Annotated in this window: 21 protein-coding genes; 14 read left to right on the forward strand and 7 right to left on the reverse strand. The window is 62.2% G+C overall.

Annotated elements, in window-relative coordinates:
- Positions 1–1,147, reverse strand: a 1,147-nt coding sequence (locus AC5RV1_RS12390; RefSeq protein ID WP_493994758.1) for a fumarylacetoacetate hydrolase family protein, incomplete at its 3' end; no start/stop codon positions are given.
- 215 nt (positions 1,148–1,362) lie between these two features.
- Between AC5RV1_RS12390 and AC5RV1_RS12395 the strand changes: the two genes are divergently transcribed.
- From AC5RV1_RS12395 to AC5RV1_RS12405, 3 genes are all read left to right on the forward strand, one after another.
- Complete coding sequence (locus AC5RV1_RS12395) at positions 1,363–2,232, forward strand: VOC family protein (RefSeq protein WP_493994759.1); 870 nt, start codon at positions 1,363–1,365, stop codon at positions 2,230–2,232.
- Between the two features lie 284 nt (positions 2,233–2,516).
- Positions 2,517–3,782 (forward strand): MFS transporter, encoded by a 1,266-nt coding sequence (locus tag AC5RV1_RS12400; RefSeq protein ID WP_493994760.1) that lies wholly within the window; start codon positions 2,517–2,519, stop codon positions 3,780–3,782.
- A gap of 197 nt (positions 3,783–3,979) precedes the next feature.
- Positions 3,980–5,287 (forward strand): NtaA/DmoA family FMN-dependent monooxygenase, encoded by a 1,308-nt coding sequence (locus tag AC5RV1_RS12405; RefSeq protein ID WP_493994761.1) that lies wholly within the window; start codon positions 3,980–3,982, stop codon positions 5,285–5,287.
- A 25-nt stretch (positions 5,288–5,312) separates the two neighbouring features.
- On the opposite strand, the gene AC5RV1_RS12410 is transcribed toward AC5RV1_RS12405, so the two are convergent.
- Positions 5,313–6,248 carry a LysR family transcriptional regulator gene (locus AC5RV1_RS12410; RefSeq protein WP_493994762.1) on the reverse strand — a complete coding sequence of 312 codons (936 nt, stop codon included), beginning with the start codon at positions 6,246–6,248 and terminating at the stop codon, positions 5,313–5,315.
- Between the two features lie 146 nt (positions 6,249–6,394).
- Between AC5RV1_RS12410 and AC5RV1_RS12415 the strand changes: the two genes are divergently transcribed.
- The 4 genes from AC5RV1_RS12415 (at position 6,395) to AC5RV1_RS12430 (ending at position 10,972) form a co-directional block, all read left to right on the forward strand.
- Positions 6,395–7,987 carry an FAD-binding oxidoreductase gene (locus AC5RV1_RS12415; protein ID WP_493994763.1) on the forward strand — a complete coding sequence of 531 codons (1,593 nt, stop codon included), beginning with the start codon at positions 6,395–6,397 and terminating at the stop codon, positions 7,985–7,987.
- A 1,115-nt stretch (positions 7,988–9,102) separates the two neighbouring features.
- Positions 9,103–10,611, forward strand: a complete 1,509-nt coding sequence (locus AC5RV1_RS12420) for a 4-hydroxyphenylacetate 3-hydroxylase N-terminal domain-containing protein (protein WP_493994764.1) — start codon at positions 9,103–9,105, stop codon at positions 10,609–10,611.
- Between the two features lie 74 nt (positions 10,612–10,685).
- On the forward strand, positions 10,686–10,826 hold the full coding sequence (locus AC5RV1_RS12425; RefSeq protein WP_493994765.1) for a hypothetical protein: 141 nt from the start codon (positions 10,686–10,688) through the stop codon (positions 10,824–10,826).
- Positions 10,823–10,972, forward strand: coding sequence for a hypothetical protein (locus AC5RV1_RS12430; RefSeq protein WP_493994766.1), 150 nt, complete (start codon positions 10,823–10,825; stop codon positions 10,970–10,972). The genes AC5RV1_RS12425 and AC5RV1_RS12430 overlap by 4 nt, the downstream gene beginning before the upstream one ends.
- A gap of 136 nt (positions 10,973–11,108) precedes the next feature.
- Here AC5RV1_RS12430 and AC5RV1_RS12435 read toward each other — a convergent pair whose 3' ends face one another.
- Entirely contained in the window at positions 11,109–13,763 is a 2,655-nt protein-coding gene (locus AC5RV1_RS12435) for a trehalase-like domain-containing protein (RefSeq protein ID WP_493994767.1), read from the reverse strand.
- Positions 13,764–14,377: 614 nt separating this feature from the next.
- Positions 14,378–14,866: an NUDIX domain-containing protein gene (locus tag AC5RV1_RS12440; protein ID WP_493994768.1), complete on the reverse strand. Its 489-nt coding sequence runs from the start codon at positions 14,864–14,866 to the stop codon at positions 14,378–14,380.
- 357 nt (positions 14,867–15,223) lie between these two features.
- Between AC5RV1_RS12440 and AC5RV1_RS12445 the strand changes: the two genes are divergently transcribed.
- The 3 genes from AC5RV1_RS12445 to AC5RV1_RS12455 all read left to right on the forward strand — a co-directional run bounded on the left by AC5RV1_RS12445 (position 15,224) and on the right by AC5RV1_RS12455 (position 18,485).
- Positions 15,224–16,075, forward strand: coding sequence for a fumarylacetoacetate hydrolase family protein (locus AC5RV1_RS12445; RefSeq protein ID WP_493994769.1), 852 nt, complete (start codon positions 15,224–15,226; stop codon positions 16,073–16,075).
- Positions 16,076–16,130: 55 nt separating this feature from the next.
- Entirely contained in the window at positions 16,131–17,774 is a 1,644-nt protein-coding gene (locus tag AC5RV1_RS12450) for an FAD-dependent monooxygenase (protein WP_493994770.1), read from the forward strand.
- Positions 17,775–18,311: 537 nt separating this feature from the next.
- On the forward strand, positions 18,312–18,485 hold the full coding sequence (locus AC5RV1_RS12455) for a hypothetical protein (protein WP_493994771.1): 174 nt from the start codon (positions 18,312–18,314) through the stop codon (positions 18,483–18,485).
- A gap of 498 nt (positions 18,486–18,983) precedes the next feature.
- Here the strand turns inward: AC5RV1_RS12455 and AC5RV1_RS12460 are convergent, their stop codons facing one another.
- Positions 18,984–19,394: a nuclear transport factor 2 family protein gene (locus tag AC5RV1_RS12460; protein ID WP_493994772.1), complete on the reverse strand. Its 411-nt coding sequence runs from the start codon at positions 19,392–19,394 to the stop codon at positions 18,984–18,986.
- A 647-nt stretch (positions 19,395–20,041) separates the two neighbouring features.
- Between AC5RV1_RS12460 and AC5RV1_RS12465 the strand changes: the two genes are divergently transcribed.
- Together AC5RV1_RS12465 and AC5RV1_RS12470 are read left to right on the forward strand one after the other, a co-directional pair.
- Positions 20,042–20,704, forward strand: a complete 663-nt coding sequence (locus AC5RV1_RS12465; protein WP_493994773.1) for a TetR/AcrR family transcriptional regulator — start codon at positions 20,042–20,044, stop codon at positions 20,702–20,704.
- Between the two features lie 149 nt (positions 20,705–20,853).
- On the forward strand, positions 20,854–21,285 hold the full coding sequence (locus tag AC5RV1_RS12470; protein WP_493945867.1) for a hypothetical protein: 432 nt from the start codon (positions 20,854–20,856) through the stop codon (positions 21,283–21,285).
- 321 nt (positions 21,286–21,606) lie between these two features.
- Here AC5RV1_RS12470 and AC5RV1_RS12475 read toward each other — a convergent pair whose 3' ends face one another.
- Positions 21,607–22,629, reverse strand: coding sequence for an acetylxylan esterase (locus AC5RV1_RS12475; protein WP_493994774.1), 1,023 nt, complete (start codon positions 22,627–22,629; stop codon positions 21,607–21,609).
- Between the two features lie 164 nt (positions 22,630–22,793).
- Here AC5RV1_RS12475 and AC5RV1_RS12480 point away from each other — a divergent pair, with 164 nt between their 5' ends.
- Positions 22,794–23,525, forward strand: a complete 732-nt coding sequence (locus AC5RV1_RS12480; RefSeq protein WP_493994775.1) for a FadR/GntR family transcriptional regulator — start codon at positions 22,794–22,796, stop codon at positions 23,523–23,525.
- 130 nt (positions 23,526–23,655) lie between these two features.
- Positions 23,656–24,417 (forward strand): glucosamine-6-phosphate deaminase, encoded by a 762-nt coding sequence (locus tag AC5RV1_RS12485; protein ID WP_493994776.1) that lies wholly within the window; start codon positions 23,656–23,658, stop codon positions 24,415–24,417.
- 27 nt (positions 24,418–24,444) lie between these two features.
- Here the strand turns inward: AC5RV1_RS12485 and AC5RV1_RS12490 are convergent, their stop codons facing one another.
- The gene (locus AC5RV1_RS12490) at positions 24,445–25,128 is read right to left on the reverse strand and encodes an amidohydrolase family protein (protein WP_493994815.1); all 684 of its coding nucleotides are present in this window, start codon (positions 25,126–25,128) and stop codon (positions 24,445–24,447) included.
- Between the last annotated feature and the right edge of the window lie 331 nt (positions 25,129–25,459).

The raw sequence follows: 25,459 nt of genomic DNA on the forward strand, positions 1-25,459 counted from the left end.
GCATCTCCAGGCCTGCCACGGCGGTGTAGTCGCGGACGCCGCCGTCGGTGATGATCGCCGCGGCGCCGCGCACCTGGGCGCGCAGGGCCAGGATGTCACCCACGGTGCCGGTGCCTTTTTCGCCGCGGGCTTCCATCACCAGGATTTCACCCTCGTTGACCGAGTCGATGGCGCGCTTTTGTGCGTTGAACCCGCCGCCGTGGGTCTTGAACAGGTCCTCGCGGTTGGGAACATAGCGCAGGGTCCGGGCCAGGCCCACCACGCGCCGGTCCGGCCGGGTGGCCTGCAGCCCGTCGATGCTGACGTTGTTCAGTCCGCGCTTGCGCATCTGCGAAGACAGGGTGGCGGTGGCCACGGACTCCAGCTTGGCCTTCAACCCGGGGGAGAGGGTGGCCGCGGATGCGGGCAGCCCTGCGGCTTCGCGGGATCCGTACGCTTCCTCCCGCTGCAGGTCATCAACCTTTGGCCCGGCACCAAAATCCGCGAACGGCGTCGTGCCTTCCTCCACCCGGGTAACCAGGCGGCCTGTGGTGAGGTCCCCGGCAGAGACCTCCACCTCGAGCACGTCACCCGGTTTGGCTACGGAGGCGCCGGCCGGGGTGCCGGTAAGGATGATGTCGCCCTCCTCCAGGGTGAGCAGCTGGGACAGGTCGGCCACCAGCCGGGCGAACGGGAAGAGCAGGTCCTCCGTGGTGTCGTCCTGGACCAGTTCGCCGTTGTGCCAGGTGCGGATGCGCAATTTGGCAGGGTCGACGGCGTCTGCCGGGATTAGTGCCGGACCCACCGGAGTGAAGCCGTCCCCGCCCTTGGACCGAAGGTTGGAACCCTTGTCCGCGTAGCGCAGGTCGTAGACGCCCAGGTCGTTACTGGCGGTCACCGCGGCCACGTGGCTCCACGCGTCCTCGACTCCAACCCGGCGGGCGGCCTTGCCAATGACCAGCGCGATCTCGCCCTCGTAGCCGAGCAGTTCACAGCCCGCGGGGCGTTCCACACCGCTGCCGCTGAGGGAGAGCGACGACGATGGCTTCAGGAAGTAGGACGGCTGCGCCGGGGTGCGTCCCCGCTGCGCAGCCCGGCTTGGGTAGTTGATATGCACGGCGATAACCTTCCGCGCCGCAGCCAATGTGTCGTCGGTGACCTGTTCCAAGGTGCTACTCCTCGTCGAGTACGAAATCGTATACGAACTATGCAGGACATGGCACTCAAAGTCAAAGGATGCTGCAGATTCGCTGTTTATTGCCTTATCGGTAGATAATCTATTCTAACTGCGATACTGTTTTATCTGAGATGTAGCGGATATCACATCCGTTAGAGCCGAGCAAGGAGTAGGAGACAAGGATGTCTTGGGGATTAATAAGCGCCATGGGCCACGTAAGCATTCAGACAACGGACCTCAGTAACTCGGTATTTGATGCGACCCAGATCCTTGGACTCCGTGAAACGGAACGGACTTCCGATGCCGTGTACCTCGCTGCCGGTAATGTCCACCACGAACTGGTCTATGTCGAGTCCGATGTCAACGGCGTTGATGGTTTCGGCCTGGTCGCGGCCAATGGCGACGCGCTGCGGGAGATCCGGCGGCGCGTGGAAAACGAGAACTTGACAATCCTCAGCAACAAGCCCCGCGGTGTTGGCATTGAGGACGGGTTTTCCTTCATCGGGCCTGAGGGCGTCGTGTTCGAAATCTATGTAGGCATGCAGGAAAATATCGCCCTCCAGCAGTCCTTTGGCCCGGACCGTTACGGCCACTTCAACTTCCACCCTCGGGACGTCGGCGGCATGATGCGCTTCCTGCATAGGGTGCTGGATTTCCGTCTTTCGGACGTCATAGGTGACGACTTTGCCTATTTCATGCGCTGCAACCCTGACCACCACGGCATTGCCTTGGTCCGCGGCGAGGGAACTCTGCACCACCACGCGTGGCAGACGCAAAGCATTTCCGATCTTGGAAAGCTCGGTGACCGGCTGAACAAACTGGGCCGGGAGCTGATTTGGGGCCCGGTACGACACGGTGCCGGCCACAACATCGCCGCATACTACGTGGAGACCTCCGGGGCCGTCGTCGAGCTTTACACGGACCTGGAACAGATCTACGACGACTCCCGCCCCCCAGTCGTATGGGGCGAGGACGAGAACTGGTACAACATGTGGAGTGCATACCGCCCCATGGACTTCCGCAACTTCGGCCTCGCCCCCGTGGATCCCCGGTTCCTCAGCACCTTCCACCGCTGAGTATTTCGCCATTCCGGCCATTCCAGCTCGTCCTCACAGCCCGATTAAGCACTTTCGTCGGGGTTATGCTTTTTGAGTAGCCTCACCCCGTCGTCTGCGTCAGTGCTTACGGGAGCGGACGAAGGTTGCTTCGGGACGTAACCAACAATGCCGTCGGAACGAACTCTCACAGCTTTCGAAAAGAGATCATGTTGAACCCGAAAACCACCCGGAAAAGCCAGATGCCGGTGGACGTGTCCTCAGGCAGGAAGGTACCCGCCGACGGCTCACTGAACACTAAGGACATGCGCCGCATCCTTGGTTCCAGCCTCATCGGCAGCATCATCGAGTACTACGACTTCATCCTTTACGCCACGGCTGCGTCCCTGGTATTTGACCGGGTCTTCTTTGCCAACCTGGGCCCGGGCCTATCCTTGTTTGCCTCCTTTGCGACCCTTGCGGCCGGATACGTTGCCCGGCCTCTGGGCGGCATCGTCTTCGGCCACTTCGGCGATCGCCTCGGCCGCAAAAAGATGCTGGTGCTGTCGATGCTCATGATGGGCGGCGCGACCGTCCTTATCGGGCTCCTGCCCACCACGGCGCAGATCGGCGTTGCGGCGCCGATCATACTGGTCCTCCTGCGCGTCATCCAGGGCATTTCCGTTGGTGGGGAGTGGGGAGGCGCCACCCTCATGGCCCTCGAGCACGCACCGGCGAAAAAACGCGGCCTCGCCGCAGCATTCGCCAACGCCGGCGGACCGGCCGGTGGACTGCTGGCCACGCTAGTGGTTTCCGCCGTTTCCGCCCTTACCGGAGACCAGTTCCTGGTCTGGGGCTGGCGGATACCCTTCCTCCTCAGTGCCCTCCTGATCCTGATCGGCATGATCATCCGACTTCGGGTGGCAGAGACACCGGTCTTCCAGAAGCTCGACGCCGAAGCTGCCAAAGTCAAGCACCCGCCTCTGCTGGAGGTGCTCCGTCATCATCCGCGTCTCGTCGTGGTCACCCTCGTGGCAACGCTGGGATTCTACGCCTGCCAGGGGCTGCTGACCGTGTGGGGCGTCTCCATGGCTGTCGGAAGCGGCGTGGACCGCTCCGGCGTCCTGAACTGGAAGGGAGTCGCCGCCGTGGTGACGGTGGCGGTCTGCTTTTACTCGGCACGCCTCAGTGACCGGATTGGCCGACGCACTGTCCTTACCGGCGCGGGCGTGGCGGCCATCGTCCTGGCCTTCCCCCTCATTATGCTGCTTACGAACGGGACCATGTGGGGCTTTGCCGTGGCAGTCGTGGTCGGCAACGGCCTGGTTCAGGGGGCCCTCGCCGGACCAATCGGCGCCTACATCTCGGAGCAGTTCCCCACCGGTGTCCGCTATACCGGCGCGTCCCTGTCCTACCAAGGTGCCTCAATGATCGGCGCCGGTTTCACTCCCATGATCGCCACGGGCCTGGTTCTCGCAGCCGGCGGCAGCGTGTGGATGGTAGCCGTATTCTGGATCGTGATCTTGGCCGCAGGCCTCGCCGCGGTGCGCCTCACGCGTGAGGGCTCGCGCCTCAAACTCGACGCCGTCTAAAACATACGCAAGAACGGCTTCAAGGTGTGAACGTAATGCCGAGAGTGCTTCCCGCCCCATGGCTACGAGCATTGTCAGTTTTCTTGAATTCATAATGCTAAATCTTCTGTATTTACGTTGGTACTGCTGACCGCCATGCTGGAGACAAGCGAGGCGGCGTGCGGACCGACGCGCATAACGACGAAAGGAACCAGGCAATGAAGCCTAAGAATCACATGGTACTCACCACCTTCATGCTGCCGGCGGGCTACCACAAGGACAGCTGGCGCATGGAAGGAAGCCGGGCCGAAGAGCTGGGCAACCTGGAGTTCGTGGCAGACCTTACCGCGATGGCCGAGGCCGCAAAGCTCGACGCCGTCTTCTTTGGTGACATCGCCCACGCCAACACGGTGATGCGGGGCGACATCAAGATGAACGGGTTCTATGAACCCATGACCGTGCTGGCGGCGCTGGCTGCCAGAACGAAGAACATCGGCCTGATCGGGACCATGTCCACCTCATTTTCCGAGCCGTACAATCTGGCGCGGCAGTTGTGCGGCCTGGACCACATGTCCAACGGCAGGGCCGGCTGGAACATCGTTACGTCGTCGGACGGTTTCAGCAACTACGGGGTGGAGGATGTTCCGGGCCCGGCGGTGCGTTACCGGCGGGCCAACGAGTTCGTGGACGTGGTGCAGCGCCTCTGGGACAGCTGGTCCGATGACGCGATCATCGTGGACAGGGACTCCGGCGAGTACGTGGACCGGAGCAAGCTCAAAGCCATCCGGCACAAGGGCGAGTTCTTCGAAGTTGAAGGGCCCATCAACATGCCGCGGTCGCCGCAGGGGCGCCCCGTGCTGGTCCAGGCGGGATCCTCAGGCCCCGGCATGGACCTTGGTTCCTCGGTGGCCGACGGGATCTACACCGCCCAGCCGTTCAAGGAACCGTCCATGGAGTTCTACACCAAGTTCAAGAACATGGTGGCCGAGAAGGGCCGGAACCCCGACGATGTCAAGATCATTCCGGGCATCCTGCCGATCCTCGGCGACACCGAGAAGGAAGCGCAGGACCTGGCCAACGAGCTGGCGGGCTACGTCCACCTCGGCAACGGCCGCAAGCAGGTGGGCGCCGACCTTAAGATGGACCTTTCCGAGCTGGAGTTCGATGAAACAATCCCCGCGGAGTGGTTTTCCGACGACCCCCGGATGGGGAGCCGCTACCAGATCTACCGCAAGAAGAGCGTTGACATGGGCATGACGCTGCGCGAACTGATCGTGGACCTGGCCCGCTCCACCGGGCACCAGTGGATGGCGGGCACTCCCTCTCAGGTGGCGGACCGCATGGTGGACTGGTTCGAGTCGAAGGCCTGCGACGGTTTTAACCTCAACGCTCCCTTCAACCCGGGCGGGTTCAAGCTCATCTGCGACAAGCTCGTTCCGGAGCTCCAGGACCGCGGCTACTTCCGGTCCGAGTATGAGGGCACCACCCTGCGTGACAACCTCGGGCTCTCGCGCCCGTCAGCGTAGGCGGGCGCAGTAAAGGGTCCTCCGCTCAGGAAGCGGCAGAACCAAAGCGTTCGACGGCGACATCCACCCACGCCTGGGCGCGGGCATTCAACCGCATGCTCCGCGTCCAGACCAGCGAAACGGTGGCCTGGGAGCGGGTGTGGACACGTGGCTCGGCAACCCGCTTGAGCACAACCTTCAACTCTTCATATGGTGCGTCCAGCATTGGCTGCTGGAAGATCACAGCAACACCACGGCCACTCGCCACCAGGGACCGGACGGTGGCGTAGCTGCGGGAGCGGTGCCGGATGTCCGCGGTCAGACCGGCATCGCGGTACATGTCCAGGATGCGGGTGGAAATGGGCGGGGCGTCGAAGAAGATAAGCGGGTTTGCTGCCACATCTTTGAGCGAAACCACCTCCGTCTCACGCAGTGGATGGTCCGCCGGAAGCAGGATGTACGGCTCCAGGGACAGCAGCGGCGCCGTCTTGAGGGCAGGGGAAATGTCCATATCGTATACGAAGGCGGCGTCGATGGAACCGTTGAGCAGCCGCTCCTGCAGATCCTCGTGGTACCCCTCAATGAAATCGACCTCCACGTGCGGGCACTGTTCCGCGAAGTCGGCCAGCATCGGGGGAATGATGGTGGGTCCCAGCGGCATGAAGCACCCGACGGTCAGCGGGCCACGGATGTCAGTCCTGGCGCGTTTGGACAGCGACGCGATCTCATCCGCGAGGTCAAGCAGTTGGCGCGCCTGCCGGAAGACCACGATGCCCGTCGATGTCAGGGTGAGCCCCTTGGACTTGCGCTTGATGCACAGCTGGGCCCCGACAATCCGCTCAAGTTCCGCGATGGACATGGAAATAGCTGACGGCGCCATGTGCAGCCGGCGTGCTGCCTCGCTCATCGTTCCGGTTTCGGCCGCGACCACAAAGTGCAGGACCTGGCGGAGCGTAATCGATGGGTTCAGAGTGATGTTCATATGTCAATTTTACTGACCATGAAGAGCGGAAATAGACGATTTACTTGAGCAGTTCAGCTTGCCATTATAAGAGAGACGGCGCCGGCGACGGCGTCCCCGCCATCGCCGCAGCGGCAGAACCCTTCCCCGAAAGTGACGTAACGTAAATGGACGCCCAAGCCACCTTTCTCGACCAGGCAGAAGCAATTGTCGGCCCCGGCAATGTTGTCCGTGCCACGCCCAAAGACGGCTATATCGACCCGTATCCCTTAAATCCCGGGCGGGCCAAGTGGCCTGGCGTGCGTCCCGGGAGCGTGGAGGAGGTGCAGGCCGTGGTCCGGCTCGCCAACGACACCGGCGTTCCACTGTGGTCCTTCTCAAAGGGCAAGAACCTGGGCTATGGGGGACCGGAACCGCGCAGCCGCGGCATGGTAGCGCTGGACCTGAGCCGCCTCAACAGGATCATCGAAGTGAATGACCATCTTAACTACGCCGTCATCGAGCCCGGTGTCAGTTTCTTTGACCTCTTCGAACACATCCAGGAAAACGGGCTGAAGCTCTGGATGTCCGTTCCCGCCCTCGGCTGGGGATCCATCCTTGGCAACGCCCTGGACCGCGGCTACGGCATGACCCCGATGGGCGACCATGTGCAATCCATTTGCGGTATGGAGGTGATCCTGCCGGACGGTGAGCTGGTGCGTACAGGAATGTGGGCCATGGACGGAACGGAACTCGGGCCCATCTTCAAAGGCGGATTCGGCCCCACGCTGGACGGTATCTTCACCCAATCAAATCTCGGCATCGTCACCAAGATCGGCCTTTGGCTGATGCCCTGGCCGGACGTGTACATCAACGGCGACGTTGTGGTGGAGCGCGAGGAGGACATGCCCAAGCTGGTGGACATCCTGACCCAACTCCGGCGCGAGGACGTCATTCAGAACAACGCCCTCTGCGGCAACGTGATTCGGGCGGCCACCATGAACGGTCCGCGGTCACGCTGGTACCAGGGGGAAGGGTCCATTCCGGACGACCGCCTCGAGGAAATGCGCCAGGAAATGGGCATTGGCCAGTGGAACGCCAAGTTCGCGATCTACGGCGACAAAGGACTCGCCCAACGCAGGCTCGAGATCATTCGGGAACGTTTCGCCGGGCTTGAAGGGTTCACCGTAAAAGCCAGGCTTTATGAAGGAGCTGAAGGCGTACAGGTCGCCTATGACGACATTGCGGATATGGACCGCACCCAAATGGCCGGAGTGCCCACCCTGAAGCCCTTGTCCACGGTGGCATGGGCGGCGGAAAACGGCGGGCATATCGACGCCGCCCCCATCATTCCCGCCCGAGGGGAGGAAGTGTGGGCGTTCTATCGCGAAGCCAAAGAGCTGTACCGCCGGTTCGGCTTTGACCTGTACATCGGCTACCACCTCTACCCGCGCCATATGGTGCACGTGACCATGATCTTCTTCGAAAACGATAACCAGGAGCAGTTGGCGCGCGCCCGGGCTCTGTACTCAGCGTTGCTGGCAGCGGCCCGCAGCCACGGGTACGCGCCTTACCGCAGCCATGTGGACTACATGGATGTCATCGCCGACGGCTTCGACTACAACAACAACGCCATCCGACGGCTCCAGGAGAAACTGAAGGACGTGCTGGATCCCAACGGCATCCTGGCGCCCGGAAAGCAGGGGGTCTGGCCCCGGCGGTATCGCGAGGTCGGCGCGGAGGCCCCGGACGGCGTCGCCGAATCGGCTGTCCCGCTTTAAGACGCCAGTCTTAAACAGCTACCGACAAGTTGCGGCGACGGAAGCCAGCACAGAGAAGGGGCCGGACGCTAATGAAGCAAACCCCCGTCCGGCCCAGGACCGCTACGGGCCTGACCTGAATGTACGCCTTCCGCCCTCCCGGCCGCCCTCCTTGCCCCAGCCGAACCGCTTAAACCGCGGGCCTTGATTCTGCGTAGGAATCGGTGGACCCGGAATGCGTCTTTCGTCCAGATCGTGGAGGAAGACCCGTAAACGGTGTCACTGGCCGCCCCACTATTTCCGCCACGCTGTCCGAGTCGCGGAAAGTTGCCGCAAAAAGCACCGGCCCAAAAATCCTTGCGGACCACCTTCAAAACTCAGGGTTCGTGTTGCGGAGGACGGTCGGCTGGATGAAAAAGCCGTCGCCGGGGACGGCGGCGCCGCCGGTAACCACCTCCGCGTCCTGTTCGCGTCCTCTGAAAATAACCGAGGACCCGCTCGCTGCTGCCCGGAAATCACCGGGCCAATCTGGGACGCCTCACCCTCTCCGCCGCCCGTTGCGAAATTCCTGCAATTAGTCGCTGAAGCGCCGTCAATGGCTCGCTCAAGGTCCGCATCCCGATAGATGACCACCGGGAGTTGCCGCCGAGCTCGGGTGAGACGCGCTTCAGGTTTGCCGCGCAGGAGGCCGGCAGGCGCTTGCCACGGCTCTCGATCCGGGAAGGAAAGGAGGCCATCGAGATGACACGGGTGGGCGGCGGCGCCTACTTATCGGCATACCCCGGGGTTCGTCCCGGAGGTGGACGTGATCTACTCCTAATTGCCTCGCAGCGGCGCGGCGGGCGTGTATATGGGACACAGCAACATCCGCCGGGATATATCCTCTGCCCCGAGCTGTACCTGCAGGGCGGCCTGAACCCCGACGATTAGATCGACCAAGAGATTCTGCTCGATGAAATCAATGACGCTTAACGGTTCCAAGAGTCGAATCAGAGTGCCCCGCAGTGTGGCGAGAGCTGGGGCAAGGCATTGTCAGTTGCGCATTTTTTATATAAAATTACCCCAGAATGCATTTCGCGAGTGATAATGTTTCAGACCACCTACCATCCCCGGCGCCAGCCGAGAAGGAGTTCGAAGTGACAGCACGCACCGGAGCACAGTACAAGCGGGGCCTGGACGACGGCCGCGAGGTGTGGCTCGGGTCGGAGCGCATCTCCGTCCTTGAGCACCCGGCCTTCAAGGGCTCGGTGGAAGGGATGGCCGGCTACTTCGACTACCAGCACAAGTACGCGGCGGACTGCCTGGGCACCCACCCGGAGACCGGGGAGGCCATGAACGTCAGCCACTCGCTGCCCAGGAACACGGAAGACATCGACCGCCGCCACCGCGCCTTCGACCGTCTGGCCCGGTACTCCAATGGCATGCTTGGCCGCACGCCAGACTACGTCAACGTGGTCTTGGCCGGGCACGTGTCCCGCAAGGACATCTTTGACCGCTCCGGGGACCCGGTGTACCACCAGCGTCTCGCGGCATACCAGCTTGAAGTCATCAAAAGGGACCTTGCACTGACACACACGATCGTGCACGCCGCCATCGATAAGAGTGTCGGCGAGCTTCAGGGCATGAACGAGGAACTCACCCTGCGCGTGGTGGAACGGACCGAGCAGGGCCTCATCGTCAAAGGCGCAAAGATGCTCGCCACCCTCGGTCCCATCGCCGACGAGCTGTACGTCTACCCGGCAGTGCCCATCCAAAAAGGCTTTGAGGAATACGCAATCTCCTTCGCGATCCCCGTGGCCACTCCCGGCGTCGTCGCCATCTGTCGGGACCACTACGGCGTGGACGCGGCCCTGGAGGACAAGCCGTTCTCCTCACGCTTCGACGAACAGGACGCTGTCATAATCTTCGACGACGTCCTGGTGCCTTGGGACCGCGTGTTCATTGACGGCAATCTGGACGTCTACAACTCCATCAACGCAGGCACCGCTTCCGGCAACACGCAGCAGCAGACGGCCATCCGCGCAGCCGTGAAGCTGGAGTTCGCCTACGATCTGTGCACGCAGATTGCCAAGGTGACCGGGACTGAGGGCAAGCCTGACGTCGCCGCGATGCTCGGTGAAATCTACACCTACCTGCGGCTCACCCGGGCGGCCATCCATTCGGCGGAACTTCGGGCCTCGGACTGGGGCGGCGGAGCGTACTTCTGCCACGACGACATCAGCTCCCTGCGGGCCATCATGCCGGGCTGGATGATCCGGATCAACGACATCATCAAGTCCATGGGCTCGCACAACCTGCTGGCGACACCCACGGGCGGTGCGTTCCACGATCCCCGGCTGGGCCCGCTGCTCGAAAAGTACCTCCCCGGCGCCAACGGCATCAGCGCCCAGGAACGCGCCCGCATTATGCGCACCGCCTGGGACTTCGCCGGCTCGGCACTGGGGAGCCGGATCGAACTTTACGAACGTTTCTACCTAGGTAGCATCAGCCGCGCCCGCGGTTTGGACCACCGCAAGGCCCAGGCAGCGGGGGAGAGCGGTGCCTACGATGCCATGTTCGCGGAAATCGACGGTGCCCCCGCTGCGCCGGAGGGCGCGCCTGACGCGCCCTCCGATGACCGGATCGCCGTCGGGGCCAGAGGCTAGGTTCCGTCATGATGGCGCAAGATAGGAAGCCGCCGGCCCCGGAAGCAGCAGCCTGGAAACCATAGGCATCCGCCGTGGCCGCCAAACTCATGGACCAGATACCCGAAGCCGTGAATCTCTTTATGCCCCACATGCCGCCGTCGAATCCCCGCAGCATCGCCGCTGCGGACCTGGAACGGCCGGTGAACTCCGCTTGGAAGGGAAATAACCCATGATTTTTCTGGCACATCACCTGCGACTGTTGTCCCACCTCAGCTACAAGCAGGACGTGGCCCTGTGGGAAGCCGAACTGGCAGCACCCACCATCAGGTTGACTTCGTCCGCCTGGGTGGGCTGGTATGAAGCAGACCCCGAGGCCTGACAGAGGAAAGTTTGGCGGGTGCAATCTAGTTCCCTAAAGAACTACATATGATTCAACCACCCGCCCCTCTCGCAGGTTACGGCGCATGAGTCGCTGTTCGTCGAGGGGCGATGCGCCAAGGGTTTGCGGGGTAGGTTCAGCTCTCCTTGCCTTGGTGCCGGTCTAGTAGCTGGGCGCAGCGGATCAGACCCAGGTGCGAGTATGCCTGAGGGTGGTTGCCCAGATGCGTTTCGGTTGTAGGGTCATATTCTTCGGGCAACAGCCCCGTGGGGCCCATGAGATTAACAAGCTGGCCGAACAGTACTTCGGCGTCATCAGTGCGGCCTACAGCGAGGTAGGCCTCGATCAGCCAGGTCGTGCAGATGTGGAAGCCGCCCTCCAACCCGGGCAGCCCATCGTCGTAGCGGTACCGAAAAACGGTGGGGCCTACTCGCAGCACACGTTCGACGGCATTAACTGTTTTCAGGAACCGTTCATCGGTTACGTCTAGCAGGCCGGAGAGGCCAATATGCAGGACTGCTGCGTCCAGGTCGGGGCTGTCGTAGGCCACGGTGTACGAAGCGGCTTCCTCGTTCCAGCCTTGTTGGAGGACTTCGGTTCGGATGGTGGCAGCGGCGGTGCGCCAGAGCGGATCAAGTACCCTTCCATGACGCTCGGCGGTGCGTACGACGCGGTCCAAGGTAACCCAGCACATCACCTTGGTGTAAACGTGGTGGCGCGGTGGGCGCCGGGCTTCCCAGATTCCGTGGTCTGGTTCGCGCCAGCGGGCCAGGACCGCCGTGGCCATTTGCTCCAGCAGTTGCCATTGGAAATCGGTCAAAAGACCGTGGTATTCACTGAGACTATGAATCAGCTCAGCAATTGGGCCAAAAACGTCCAGTTGCACCTGGTGGTCCGCAGCATTGCCAATCCGTACCGGGCGTGACCCGGCATAGCCTGGCAAGCTTTCGATGGTTGCCTCGCTGGCCATCGAGTTCCCAGTTACCGAGTAGAGCGGGTGTAGCCACTCCGGGCCTGGAGCCTGGTCCAAAATTCGGCCTAGCCATCGCAGAAACCCATCGGCCTCGTCGGTGGAACCAATATCCACGAGTGCCTTAACGGTCATGGAACCGTCACGCAGCCAGCAGTACCGGTAGTCCCAATTGCGGATTCCGCCGATTCCCTCGGGCAGCGAGGTGGTGGGCGCCGCCAACACTCCACCGGTGGGCTCGTGCACCATGGCTCGGAGCACCAGCGCGGAACGCTTAACCAGCGAGGGTTTGACCGCAGGAAGCTTCAGCTTGCGGACCCAGGCCTGGGAACCTGCCGCAACACCGGCCCGGCGCGCTGGCTCGCCGGCGGTATCGAGCACAAAAGTCCCTGTGTCCCCGCAGCGCAGGTTAAGGACAACCGGCCCATTCTGTAGCTCCACGTCGGCAGTGGCGGTTGCATGGCGGTTATCGGTCCTGACCGTGAAATTGACTCCAGGGGCGTGCAGGACTATGGGATCGGCGGTGCCGAGCACGTGTAGGTCAGTACCGCGGACCTCCAAGGTGAAGGGTGCGTTCGTGTAATCCGGTCGTGGCGCAAAGACGATCCTGGCCGCGCCCGTACCGGCAAGCACCCGCACCAAGCTGGTCAGACCATCCGGAGAGGGTTCCAGGTAGTCCGTAACGGTTATATCCGCCCAGCGGGTCTCGACGATCATCGTGCTGTCCACATAGCGTTGCCCGAGCACCCGTGATGCCTGCACGGGCTCAACGCTGAAATGCCCGGCCGCGTCGCCGCCAAGAATGTGCGCGAACACGGAGCCGGAATCCGGCAGCGGATGGGTCATCCAGCAGATTTTCGCGTCCGGCGTTACCAGTGCGGTGGAGGAACCGCTCCCCAGTAGCGAATGCCGTTCCAGGCCTACAGCGTCCTCGCCGAAAAGCCAGGCCCGGCGCAATTCGAACAGCACGGCCAGGACCATCGCAAAAGCATCCGGATCCGGCAGCCGGTGTCCGTTCCTGGGCCCGGGTCCGACCCGCAGGCCCAGGTCGGGACCGCGCAGTGTGGCGAGGGCGTCCTCGTCGCTGGGTCCATCCCCGGCATAGAGCGTGGCGCTGATGCCCAGCTGCGATCGCAGGCGTTCGAGGGCTCGGCCCTTGGCTGGCTCCACCAGCGACAAATCCAGGACGGAGCCGTCCACGATGAAATACATCCCGCGGTCCCGGGCAATCCGTTCCGCTTTCGCGGTCACCCGGGCAGCGACGTCCGATGGTTTCCCGATCAGGCGCACTGACACCCCTGCGGGTTTCCGATGAATCCTTTCGATCCTGAAGTCCTTTTCGGTCCTTACTACTTCCGCCAGGGCGTCGGTAACTTCTTCAAGGATTGGCGTTGTGGTTGCAGGCTGGTCATAGACAAAATCCATGTCAAATTCGGCACCGTGCGAACCCACAAGATGGACTTCGGCCGGCAGCCGAGACACCGCAGCCAAATCGCGCAAGGAACGGCCTGAGATTACCGCCGCGTGCGTGTTGGGCAGTGAGGCCAGGGCACGCAGGGCAATCGAGGCATTGCTCACCTGCATGGACACTTTGGAGGTCCCCTCGTCGGCAGAAAGTGTCCCGCCATAGTTGCAGGCCACCAGCAGGTACGGGGTGCGTGCCAGCATCTTCAGCTCATTGAGCAGCTGCGGCGACAGCTTGTTTCCCGCCGAATCTGACTGGATCAGATCTCTTAGCAGGTCCTGCGGCAATGAGTTTGAAAGCAGCCCGGAATGAACTCCCGACCGACCGGCCGCCAGCCAGCCACCAGACGTGGTCATTGAAGGTTCTAGCCCTCAGCCAGCGGCTCGGCAGCTGAAGTGGCCGCCGGTCAGAACCGAGTTATGCCTGCGCTTGAGCGGGATCATGTCATATGCTTTCACGGCGAACCATCGTCCCAGCGTGATTCTTTGTAGGCACCGGTGTCAAGGGTTCGGCCCAGGAGCTCAGGGTCGGGTCCGCGCAGGAAAGGGGCAAACCGCAGGGCATAGTTCACGAGACGAAAAGAGGACGGTCGAGAAGACCTAGTCTTGGTTGCCGCGACCATTCAGGTTCACATGATCTTTACCGTCGGATTCGGCCGACAGGCGTACAAGGTTGAGCTACCGGTGGATTCGAAGGCATTCAGCAGAAGCTCCAGCTCCGGGTGCAGCTCAGCAGCCGGACCCGTGGATGCAAGAACAGTTTTTGCCGGGGATGATACCCCTGCCAAGGAATGCACGCTGTGACCACAGTGGATGTGCAAAGCGGCCCTGTACTGGGCCGGACCGCGCCGCTGAATCGAGCTCAGGCGTCGGCGGGCTTGCCAAGAACGGGCACGGAGGGTGCTCCGACTTTGGTTCCGTTCATTTACTCGCTCGCTGGCCTAGCTTCGAGTTTAGGAGCTACCCCGGGTTCAGGGGCCCGGGACTGTTGCGACGCCGTGTCCGGTTGCATCGAGCACGCTGTCTAGCCAGGTCACGCGATTTGTAAAGCGCTTCGCCTTGCGCGGATCGGTCCACCGGTAGGAGTCGTGCTCCCAGTTGATTTTCAGCCGCCTTCGGGATGTCAAGGCGGTGAATGTGTGGACGAGCCAGGGGGTTCCAAAGCCGTCGGTGACCACGATGTCCGGTCCTTGGCGGAGCGCCTGGAGGTCTTCGGCCCGCAGCCCCGCTTCTTCGTACAGTTCTGCAAGAGCTTGCTGTTCCGGTGTTGCCCCGGCTTCCAGAAATCCTGTGATGCAGTGCCAAAGGCCGCTGTCGTGGCTAGGGCGGCGGCTTCTTCTAAACAGGGCAATCCTGCCCCGCCATTGGACGACGGCGGCGACGACCCTGTGATTCAGGGGAATGTCAGATGCGGCACCAGAAGGAACCCTGATGCCTAGGGATGCATTGATGGCGCCCATGTTCCTCTCCTTTACTACGTGCTCTCGAGGGGCGGGCACTAGTGCCAAAGTCTTGACCAATCCCGCCTCCTCGGCTGCCCACCATTAAGAAAAAGGAAACCATTCGCAGGCGGGCTGCATGAGGCGGTAGTCCCAAAGTGCTCGGTTTCCCGAGGAGGTCTCTCCACTTTTGTCACCCGGAAGGCGCTGAGTACATGGTGGCCGCATGACCCAAACAATCGATAACTATAGCCATAATGCCTAAAAACGCGATAATGTATTGTCGTCAACGATGTACTTTTCCCCCGGCGGCGTGCCGCCAAAGAAGATCAACATCACCTCCCGGGACGCTCAGGCGGCCGTGAAAGGAACCCACAAATGAACTACGCAACCTTCGTATCCGCAGACGGGTCCCCCACCTGGGGCATCATCGACAACGGACAGGCGTACGATCTTGGCCCCAGCGGAGCCAACCTTGCCCGCACGCTCCGCGCCGCCGTCGAGCAGGGCATCTTCGGCACTGTTGGCGAGGAGTTCCGCAGCGCCCCGTCCCGCCCGGAAGCAGAGATCGAGTTCCTCCCGGCCATCACGGATCCCGGCAAGATCCTCTGCATCGGCGTGAACTACCGCAGTCATCAGGAGGAATCCGGCAAGACGGAACAGAAGGCACCCACCATCTTCACCCGCTTCGCTGACTCTCAGATGGGCCACCTGCAGCCTGCCCAAATGCCTGCCAGCACCACGAAGTTCGACTATGAAGGCGAGATGGCCCTGGTCATCGGCAAGGAGGCATTCCATGTCGCCGAGGAGGACGCCTTTGATTACATTGCCGGATATGCCGCCTACAACGACCTCAGCGTCCGCGACTGGCAGCTCGCGGCCTCCCAGTGGATTCCCGGCAAGAACTTCCCCGGCACCGGCGGCTTTGGCCCCTACCTTGTCCCGGCCGCCGAGCTGGGCGACGTCAACGGGCTCACTCTGGAAACCCGGGTCAACGGCGACATTCGCCAGAAGGCCTCCGTGGCCGACCTGTACTTCACCATTCCGCAGCTGATCGCCTACGTCACCGGCTTCACCAGGCTCTCGCCCGGAGATGTGATCGTCACCGGCACACCTGGCGGTGTGGGCCTGTTCATGGAACCGTCCGGGCTCCTCTCGGAAGGTGACGTGGTGGAAGTGGAAATCACCGGTCTGGGCACCCTCAGAAACACGGTGGAGCTCGTCCCCTAACCTGCCCTGCTCCCGTCTCGACAGCATTCCTACAGGAACGGAACCCCAAACCGGCATGGACACAATCATTGAAACCGACGTACTCGTCATCGGGGCAGGCCCCATCGGCCTGGCCACGGCGAACCTGCTGGCGGACCAGGGCGTTAACGTAATGCTCGTCGAACGCCACGCTGGTACCAGTGACGAACCGCGGGCCATCAGCGTCACGGACGAGACCCTCCGCGTTATGCAGCAGATCGGGATTCTGGACCGGCTGGCACCTGAAATGTTGATGGACACCGGTGCCCGTTACTACGGCCGGAGGGAACAGCTGCTGGCGGAGGTCTACCCGGCCGCCCCGCGGCTGGGCCAGCCCGGCAAGTCCCAGTTTGACCAGCCGGTGATGGAATCCCTGCTCCTCGAAGCTGCCCAGGACCGCCCGTCGATCGACGTCCGTTTTAGCACCGAAGCGTTCCGCATCACGGACGGCCCGGGCCATGCGGACACGGTGCTGATCGACGCCGAAGGCAGGCACACCGTCCGGTCGAAATGGGTGGTGGCGTGCGACGGCGGGCGCAGCCCGGTGCGCTCCCAGCTCGGGATCGCGATGGAAGGTTCCACCCAGGTCCAGAAGTGGATCGTGGTGGATATCATCAACACCCCGGGTGATCCGGAACGGTTCTCGGAGTTCCACTGCAACGGGGTACGTCCCGTTGTGGTGGTCCCCGGAGTCCATGGCCGCCGCCGCTACGAGTTCATGCTCCTGCCCGGCGAGGAGGCGGCGGAGATGACGTCTCCGGAAACCATAATCAGGCTCATCGCGCCGTTCCAGAACATTGGCGCCGCGGACATCCGTCGCGCAGCCGTCTACGTTGCCCACCAGCGCGTTGCCCTGAGCTACCGGGTGGGGCACGTGCTCCTCGCAGGTGATTCGGCCCACATGATGCCCCCGTTCGCCGGCCAGGCCCTCAACGCTGGCATCCGCGACGCGGCAAACCTCGCGTGGAAGATCGCCGCGCACGTCCGCGGGACCGGCACGGACGCCCTGGTGGACACCTACCAGGCGGAGCGGCGCCCGCACGCGGTGGACATGGTGCGCCTGTCCCACAGGATCGGCAAAGTGGTGATGAACGTTAACCCGGCGCTCACCGCCGTGCGTGATGCGGCCATTACCGCATCAGGCATCGTTCCCGCCGCCAAAGCATGGCTGGCAGGGATGAAGTTCCTAAAACAGCCGTACTTCGCCGATGGCTGCGTGGTGCCACCAGGCTCTGAAGTCCCGAAGTGGGCAGCCGTGCTGGTAGGCCGTTCTCTGTCTCAGCCGCAGGTCATGCTGTCCACCGGCGACGCCGTCCCACTGGATACCGTCCTCGGTTCGGGCTGGGCACTGCTGCACTTCCCCCACGATCGCCGCGCCCCCATTGAGGTCAAGCGGCTGGGCACTGATACTAACGGGGCGGCCAAGAACGACGACGGCGGCCGCCACCCCGCGCTGACCCGCGTAACCGCCGTCACCGACACCAGCGGCGCCTTCGCGGCTGCCGCAGGCAGCGGTATGACCATTGTGGTACGGCCCGACCGCTACGTTGCAGCAGCCACTACCCCACACACGGAGCACGCAGCGTTCGAAGCACTGGCCACCTACGTGCCGAAGCTAGCGCTCTTGCTGAGCGCTGAATCAGGAGCACCGGCCGCCCGCCGACAAACATCAGCAAATTAGACAACACACTCGGGAGCGGGGAGCCAGGTCCCCGCTCCTTGCTCTCTGCAGCCAACCAGGCAGCAGATGTCATTCTGAGCCTAAGACGAGACTTGACCCTAATTCCTTCGAAAAGTCCTGGGGCAAGGCACCACCACCATAACGAGAACACGCCGGAGCCGCCCCTTAAGAATCTACCTTGAGTTCCTGGGTGCGGCCCCGCCGTCGTACTTGAAGCTGCTGTTTAGACCTCGCCGCCGTGGCACTAGAGTTTCAAATAAGGAGTACAGCTCGCCCTGAGCGCAATTTCGATTTTCGAGGAACTCAGTTGACGCACCAGAGGGCCGAGAGCGGCGTCCGAACGCGCGGCGCGAGCCTTCCGGAAAAATTACCGCGGTGCATTCGCCCAAATCCTGATTACACCGGCAGCAATGTCTATTGCCGCCTCCGCTACTCCAGACAGCGCCCGCTCGTACCCCATCTACCTGTTTCCAGGGCGGGACGGGTCTCGAGTCGCTCCGGGTACAGTGGACCGTCCATGAGGAAGGCGGGTACCTGGTGGTTGACCAGAGACGGGTGAAGCGTGAGACAGTCCCGCAAGCGGCTGAGCAGACACCGAATACAGAGGCACGCGATGAGCGGCGGCTGCAGGTTCTGCAGGCAACCCAGGAAGTTTTTGTAGCCAGTGGTTACCAGGGTGCCAACATGGACGAGATCAACCGCCGTCCTTAGCTGTTACAGCGGCTCCCTCGCACGGGTGGATGACCAGACTGCCGCAGCTGTGTCCAAGCCCAGTCGATCCTGTGACCATCTAATTCATCCATCCTCAATCTGATGACAATGGGCGAGGCAAATAGCTATGCCCGGCCACTTCCCAAGGACAAACGGAATGCACTTTTCCCACTTCGTTATCGAGGACAATCAAAACCCATTATTTTCTGCCGAGGAGATTAAAGTCTCGTTCCGAAAGGACCCCCACGTATCCCGGATTTGGACGATGTCATATGAGCAGTTAGAAGAGCTCCAAGCGGCCATAGGCAGATATCAAGCGACGAAGCAAATTTAATCAACCGACCGGGGATATGGACCTCGGGCCGACGGCCAAGGCAGGTTCATCCTAAACTGCTCCTTCCACAGGCTTTCGGCAAGAGGTTTCCCCTGCTCTTTCAAACGCCGATAATGGAGATTCCGTAAAGCTAACGGTCATGGGGACCAAGCACCCTCGCGAGACTAGAGATCGTCCGGGCGCTGTCCCGACATGCTCTCTACATCCTCCCCGATACTGCTGGAGCGCTCCACGTCCTCCATGTAAAGCCGGCCCGAAGCAATTTTGCCGTCCCTGACCTTGAAAAGTGTCACCCCGCGGACTTGGACGTCCTGGCCCTCAACCCGGTGCCCGGACCAGGACCACTCACTCCAGGTGGTGTCACCGTCGTCGACGGAGCGGATCAGTTCAGCGTGGAAGTCAGGGATGCCCTCCAGAATGGCTTTCCAATTAGCGTGCATCTGCGCGCGGCCGACAAAGGCTCTGCCGGGGTGGGCGGGTTGTTCGCTTTGGTAGTCCTCGTGCATGAGCGCCGCTGCCGCTTCGAGGTCGTGGGCATTCAGAGCGGTTATTAGCCGGTCAACGACTTCACTCATGGGCTTCTCACGCCCTCAGTGCCGCCGTCATCTTCCTTCACGCTGCGCCGGCACAGCGTTCCGCAACCCGGATTCCCCGGTGGCGAGTTCCTCGAAGCCGCCCCGCTCAACCAGTTACTGGCCGCGCGCTGCCGCAAGACCTTCGGGTCCGGATCGGGAGTCTCCACACTTCAACTATGGGCGCTGCTTCCCGGCGGGTCCATGGCCAGTTGCGCGACGCATGACGTTCTGGGATCCCCGCATTACCTGACGAAGTCGGAGGTGCCACTACACCGCACCATCAGCTGACAGGACCCTCGCCGGGTGCAAAGCGCGTTCATTTCAAGGGAGCTCCCCCTCCCATTCACAAATGCATAATGTATTTCCCGTCAACCAGCCTCGGCCTGGGCAGACCCGTGCCTGATGATCGCGCGGCGGGAACTGGCAGCGCTCGGATCCGCCCATGGCGGCAGTCGCCGACTCCTTCCCACTAAGTCTTCGGTCCCGGCCGAGCAGACCGAGTCAGGGGCGGTGGAAGTCACGACACGAATGAGCTATTTCCAAGAAGCGACACCAGCCGCACCTACAAGGCGCAAGGCTCGCAAGGTGGGACGGGTCCTAAGTCGCTCCGGGTACAGTGGACCGTCCAGGAGAAAGGCGGGTACCTGGTGGTTGACCAGAGACGGGTGAAGCGTGAGACAGTCCCGCAAGCGGCTGAGCAGACACCGAATGCAGTGGCACGCGATGAGCGGCGACTGCAGCTTCTGCAGGCAGCCCAGGAAGTTTTTGTAGCCAGTGGTTACCAGGGTGCCAACATGGACGATATTGCCCAAGCGGCCTATGTGAGCAAACCGGTTCTGTACGAGTATTTCCCATCCAAGCGTGAGCTGTACCTCGAGCTGCTGGACATCAACCTCAAGGCACTAGGCGATGTATTGCAGGAGTCCGTCCGGTCCACGAAGCTCAATAAAGAACGGGTGCATGATGCTATCCGGGCTTATTTTGGCTACATTGCCCGTGACGATGGTGCATATCGCCTCGCCTTCGAATCCGGTTTGAGCAACGATCCTGACGTCCGCGTGAGGCGGGAGGCATTCAGAAGTGGATTCGCCGGCGCAATCGCCCGAATCATCAGCGAGGACGCTCATTTGCCGTTTGTCGAAGCGGAACTGCTGGGTAGGGCTTTGATGGGTTTGGCTCAAGCAAGCGCACGTTATTGGGCAGGGGACACTGCTGAACAAGGCAGCGCTGCCCTTAGCCTGGACGCTGCCAGTGAGCTCGTTTACCGCCTGGCCTGGCGCGGTATTTCACGCTTTCCCAAGGAGACCTAGAACTGACTGAGGTGTCACCCGGGGCTCTGCCAGGGGTGATAGCTTTTGACCCCGTTGCTATCTCTCCCACCGTACTGTCGCGGTTGAACACACGCGCCCACACATCTTCCTGGTTCTTCAGGCTTTGCTCGCCCGCTTAGAATGCTCCTGTGAAGAGGACTAACGACTCGGGTTCCATGGGAAAGCCTGCTGGCCTACAGCGCAACAACGATCCCAACCAGCGACCCAGTAACAGAAGTCTCCGCTTCTGGTCTGGATACTGGACCGTCTTTTGGACTCTCTTCTGTGGGGTTGGGTTTACGGTTGGATACGTTTTCCTGAGCAACCTGATCGTCGGGCGCCCCTACGGCATCCTGTCGATTCTGTTCTTCGTGCTCGGATGCGCCCTTGGACTGGGTTTGTACCTATCCGAGCATTTCAGAGCCGCCCGTAAGAAGCGTGCCGATTTTGTGAGGGCTGGCGGTGATCCTACCGGCATCACTCCCTGGATGTTCGGTGCCATGAGAGGACGTATCAACGAGGACGGCGTGTGGGCCTGGTACACCTCGTCAGGCTCCAGCGGAGAGTCGAGCGCGATATAGCAGCCTCCCATAACCGTCTGGCGTCGAGACCCGGATTCCCGGACGTTGATAATGGCGGACATAAACCGGTTCCGATGCGCCTTTTGACCCGCCCTTCCTAGACATCCCCGCCGTTAACTGAGCGCTGGTTCAGCAGTCTGATCCCCGGTACTCCGGGGGAAAAACGCCACGAACGACGGGCGGAAACAGACCTTTTGCAGGCACTTCCCCGTCCGTTTTCGTTCGCCGATAATGGATATTCCGTCGGGTTAACTCCTGAGCAGCGGTGTACAGACCCGCAATGGGTGTGCGACAACATCTGGTTCGGATGGGTATCGGCTGCTAGCCGTTGCGGCTTTCGTTCAGGTACGCGAGCTGACGGACCCAGTGGTGTTCCTGCCCTCCCTCGTGGCCGTTGAAATGGTAGACCTCGATAGATTTGGTGGGCCCTTGTTCCGAGCGTCGTGAGCTTCCGGTTCCATAGCTGTTGTAGGAAGCGAAGACGGTTGACGGCGGGCACACGTCATCGAACAGGGCCACGGAAAACAGTGCGGGGGCGGTTGCCCTGCGGCTGAGGTGGACCCCGTCGAAGTAGTTCAGGACCTCTAATGTGTGCTCATGGCGGTCCCGGTGCCGGGAGAGGAACGCGGCGATTTCGGGGTAGGGGCCTCGTTGGGCCAGATTGATTGCACGGGGAAAGTCCTGAAGGAAGGGTACGTCCGCTAGAACAGTTCGAATTCCGTCCAGTCTCCTGGCAGCAAGCCCGGCGGCTGCGAGGGCCAGGCCTCCACCCTGGCTTATCCCGGCAAGGACGACGTTGTCACCGTCGACCTCCGGAAAGCTTTGGACCGTCTCGATCGCCCTGAATGCGTCCACATACAGCCGGCGGTAGTAGTAGTCCTCCTTCGAAGTCAGACCGCGTGTCATGAGGCCCGGGTGGGCCACCTCTCCTGCTGATGGGTGTGGGTCCGCCGTGTCGCCGGTGATCCCGCCGTAGCCTTGGCCTCGGGTGTCCATGATGAAGTGGGCGTACCCAGCCTGTGCCCATTTGGTGTCCTCCTGGACCAAACCGCGGCCGCCTGAGTATCCGATGTACTGCACAACTGCTGGCAGGCGGTGGCCGGGGGACCGGTATGCCGGAAGGTGGAGCCAGCCCCGGACCGGGGCCCCGCCATAACCGGCAAAGGAAACATCGAAGCTGTCGATGAGTGGCAGTAGATTGTCGACCGGAGTGACTGTCGGCATCAACGGGAGCGCGCGGGCCTCCGCCAGGGTTGCATCCCAAAACACATCAAAGTCCTCCGGCTCAGTCGCTACGGACGCATAAGTGCTCAACTGCTCCAGAGGCATGTCAACGGTAGGCATACTGGCTCTCCATCATCTGGGTCTAAGGGGATCCCACCTGCCGGTGAGGCCGGATTATAGGATTCTAAAAATAAGAATGGCGAAACAGGACAGAGGATGTCCCATCTCCTGTACCATTAGTTTAGACGAGCGGCCGCCACCGGACGGCGGCCAAAGGAGATGACGTGACAGTAGCACCCGCCTCGGTTTCGCCGGCCAGGTTCAGCGCGCAAATCCGCTCCCAGGCCCTGCAGACTCGGATTATGGAGCTCATCCTGGAACGTGGCCTGGACGTTGGTGACGCCCTTCCCACTGAGAGTGAATTGTCCACTGAGCTGGGTGTGGGGCGTAATACTGTCCGGGAATCCCTGAAAGTCCTGCAGGCTCTGGGCGTCATTGAGATCCGGCACGGGTTCGGCATGTTCGTTGCCCCCAATAATTTCAGCGCACTCGTGTCCGGGCTGACCTTTCGAGGCAGGCTCTCGCTCCGCCATAAGGGCGAGGAAGCGATGGAGCTTATCGATGTGCGGCAGGCTCTTGAGTCCGGCCTTATCGGGTCGGCGATTGACCTTTTGACCGACGAGCATCTGGCTGAGTTGCGTACCACGATGGAAGCGATGCAGGACGCCGCCGGAAAGGGTGAACTCCTCGTACAGCACGACGCAGAGTTTCACCGCCGTCTCTACGCGCCACTCAATAACGACCTGCTTATCAACCTCATGGACGTCTTCTGGCAGGTTTACCGCCAGATTCATGAGGCGTTGGGCTCCGGGCCGGTCAACCTTGAAGAACAGGTCCAGATCCACTGGGACATCTACGACGCAGTGGCAGACAGGGACAAAGCCTTGGCTTCTGAGCGCCTTCAGCGCCACTTCGACGGTATCCGCCGCAAGTTGAAGGACGTCGCGTCCGCCTAATGTCACAGCCGAGGGTGCGGAAGACCAACTGCCCCTTTGCCTCACGCTGAACATCCCGTCCGTCCCATAGTTCGCGCCGCCAGGATTGGCGGCGGTTACACACCGTGCGAGAGAGTACCCCCTTTTTGCCATGGAGATTTTTGTTGTGCCCGACGCCTCGGGTACCGGAGCTGTTGCCGCCGGGATTCTTGCCGCCGTCATCCGGAGCAAGCCTGACCTGGTCCTTGGTGTCGCTACGGGCAGCTCCCCACTGCCTGTCTACGCGGCACTGGCGGAGCACACTTTGGACATGTCCGGGGTCCAAGCGTTTGCCCTCGATGAGTATGTTGGCCTGCCGGCTGGGCACCCGCAAAGCTACGCCGAGGTAGTCCGCCGTGAAGTAACCGAACGTTTAGGTTTGGACCCGGCCCTGGTTTCAGTTCCCGACGGCGGCGCCGAAGATCCTCACCACGCAGCAGCCCTGTATGACGCCGCCATCCGCGCCGCCGGCGGCGTGGACGTGCAGATTCTGGGGATCGGCCACAACGGCCACATTGCCTTCAATGAACCGGGTTCCGGGCTGGATTCCCGGACGCGGGTGGAATTTTTGGCCGAGCGTACCCGCAAAGCCAACGCGCGCTACTTCCGGTCTATTGACGACGTGCCGACTCGGTGCATTACCCAGGGCCTCGGTACCATTCGTGAAGCCCGGCACCTGCTGATGGTGGTCAACGGGGCGGATAAGGCTGAAGTTCTGGCCGCAGCGCTGCACGGGCCGGTGTCAGCTGAGTGTCCCGCTTCGGTCCTGCAACTGCACCCGCACGTGACCGTGGTGGCAGATGAAGCCGCGGCTGCCCTCCTTGGTGCCGGTCTCGGGCAGGTGGCCGTCCGGGTCGCGACGCCGAGGGCCTGAACCGAGCGCCTGAACTGGGGCGAAGCCTTAGGAAGCAGTCGCGGGGGCAGCGGTGATGGCTGCAGCCTGCCGGGGGACAGGAAGGCCGCGACGGAACACCTCGATGGGGCGGAAGTCGCGGTCCACCGCCAGGACGTCGGCTCTCAGCCCCGGCCGGAGGCTTCCTACTTCTTTCTGGAGGCCAAGGATCCTTGCCGGAACGGCCGTGGCTGACACCACGGCGCTTGCCGCGTCCACCCCTGCTTCGACCGTCCGCCGTACAACGTCCAGCAGTGTTGCGGTTCCGCCGGCGAGGGCACCATTGCTGCGTAGTCGGGCCTCCCCGCCGCTGACGCAGACCCCTGCCGGGCCAAGGTCGTAGTCGCCGTCCGGCAGTCCCGTCGCGGCCATGGAGTCGGTCACCAGGATGACGTTGTCACCGCCAACAAGTTCGAAGACCATACGGACGGTGTCCGGGTGGAGGTGGACGCCGTCGGCAACAAGTTCCACCGCAATGGTGCCTGCTGCTGCCAGTCGCAGGCAGGCTGCTACGGGCCCGGGGTCGCGGTGGTGCAGGGACGGCATGCCGTTGAACAGGTGGGTGACCGTGGGCCGGGCGTTGCTGCCCAGCGTGGAGGCGAGCAGGTTCGCTGCCTCGGTGAGGGAGGCTGCCGTCGTTGGGGCATCGGCGTTGGTGTGTCCCAGGGACGGCGTGACGCCGAAACCAACCATCGCGTGCACCAGAGAGGGGGCGCAGGGTTTCGGCAACGCGCATCAGGTCCTCCCGGGGAGCGGTTACCAGACTCGCCAGGAGTGTGGTGGTACCGCTGGCGTGGAGGAATTTCACCGCTGAGCGGGCTGACGGGAGATCACCCCCGGGAAAGTCCCCGCCTGCCGCGCCGTGGCAGTGCAGGTCCACCAGGCCGGGCAGGAGCAGGGTTCCGGGCGGCAGCTCCACTTCCTCCAACCCTGGAAGAGAGTGGCCATCGAAGCCTGCCCTTGGGCCGGCATAGGCGATGCGTTCCCCGGAAACGGCGACCACCGCGTCCTCTAGGATAGTTCC

The sequence above is a fragment of the Arthrobacter sp. Hb9-2 genome (genome assembly GCF_059091165.1).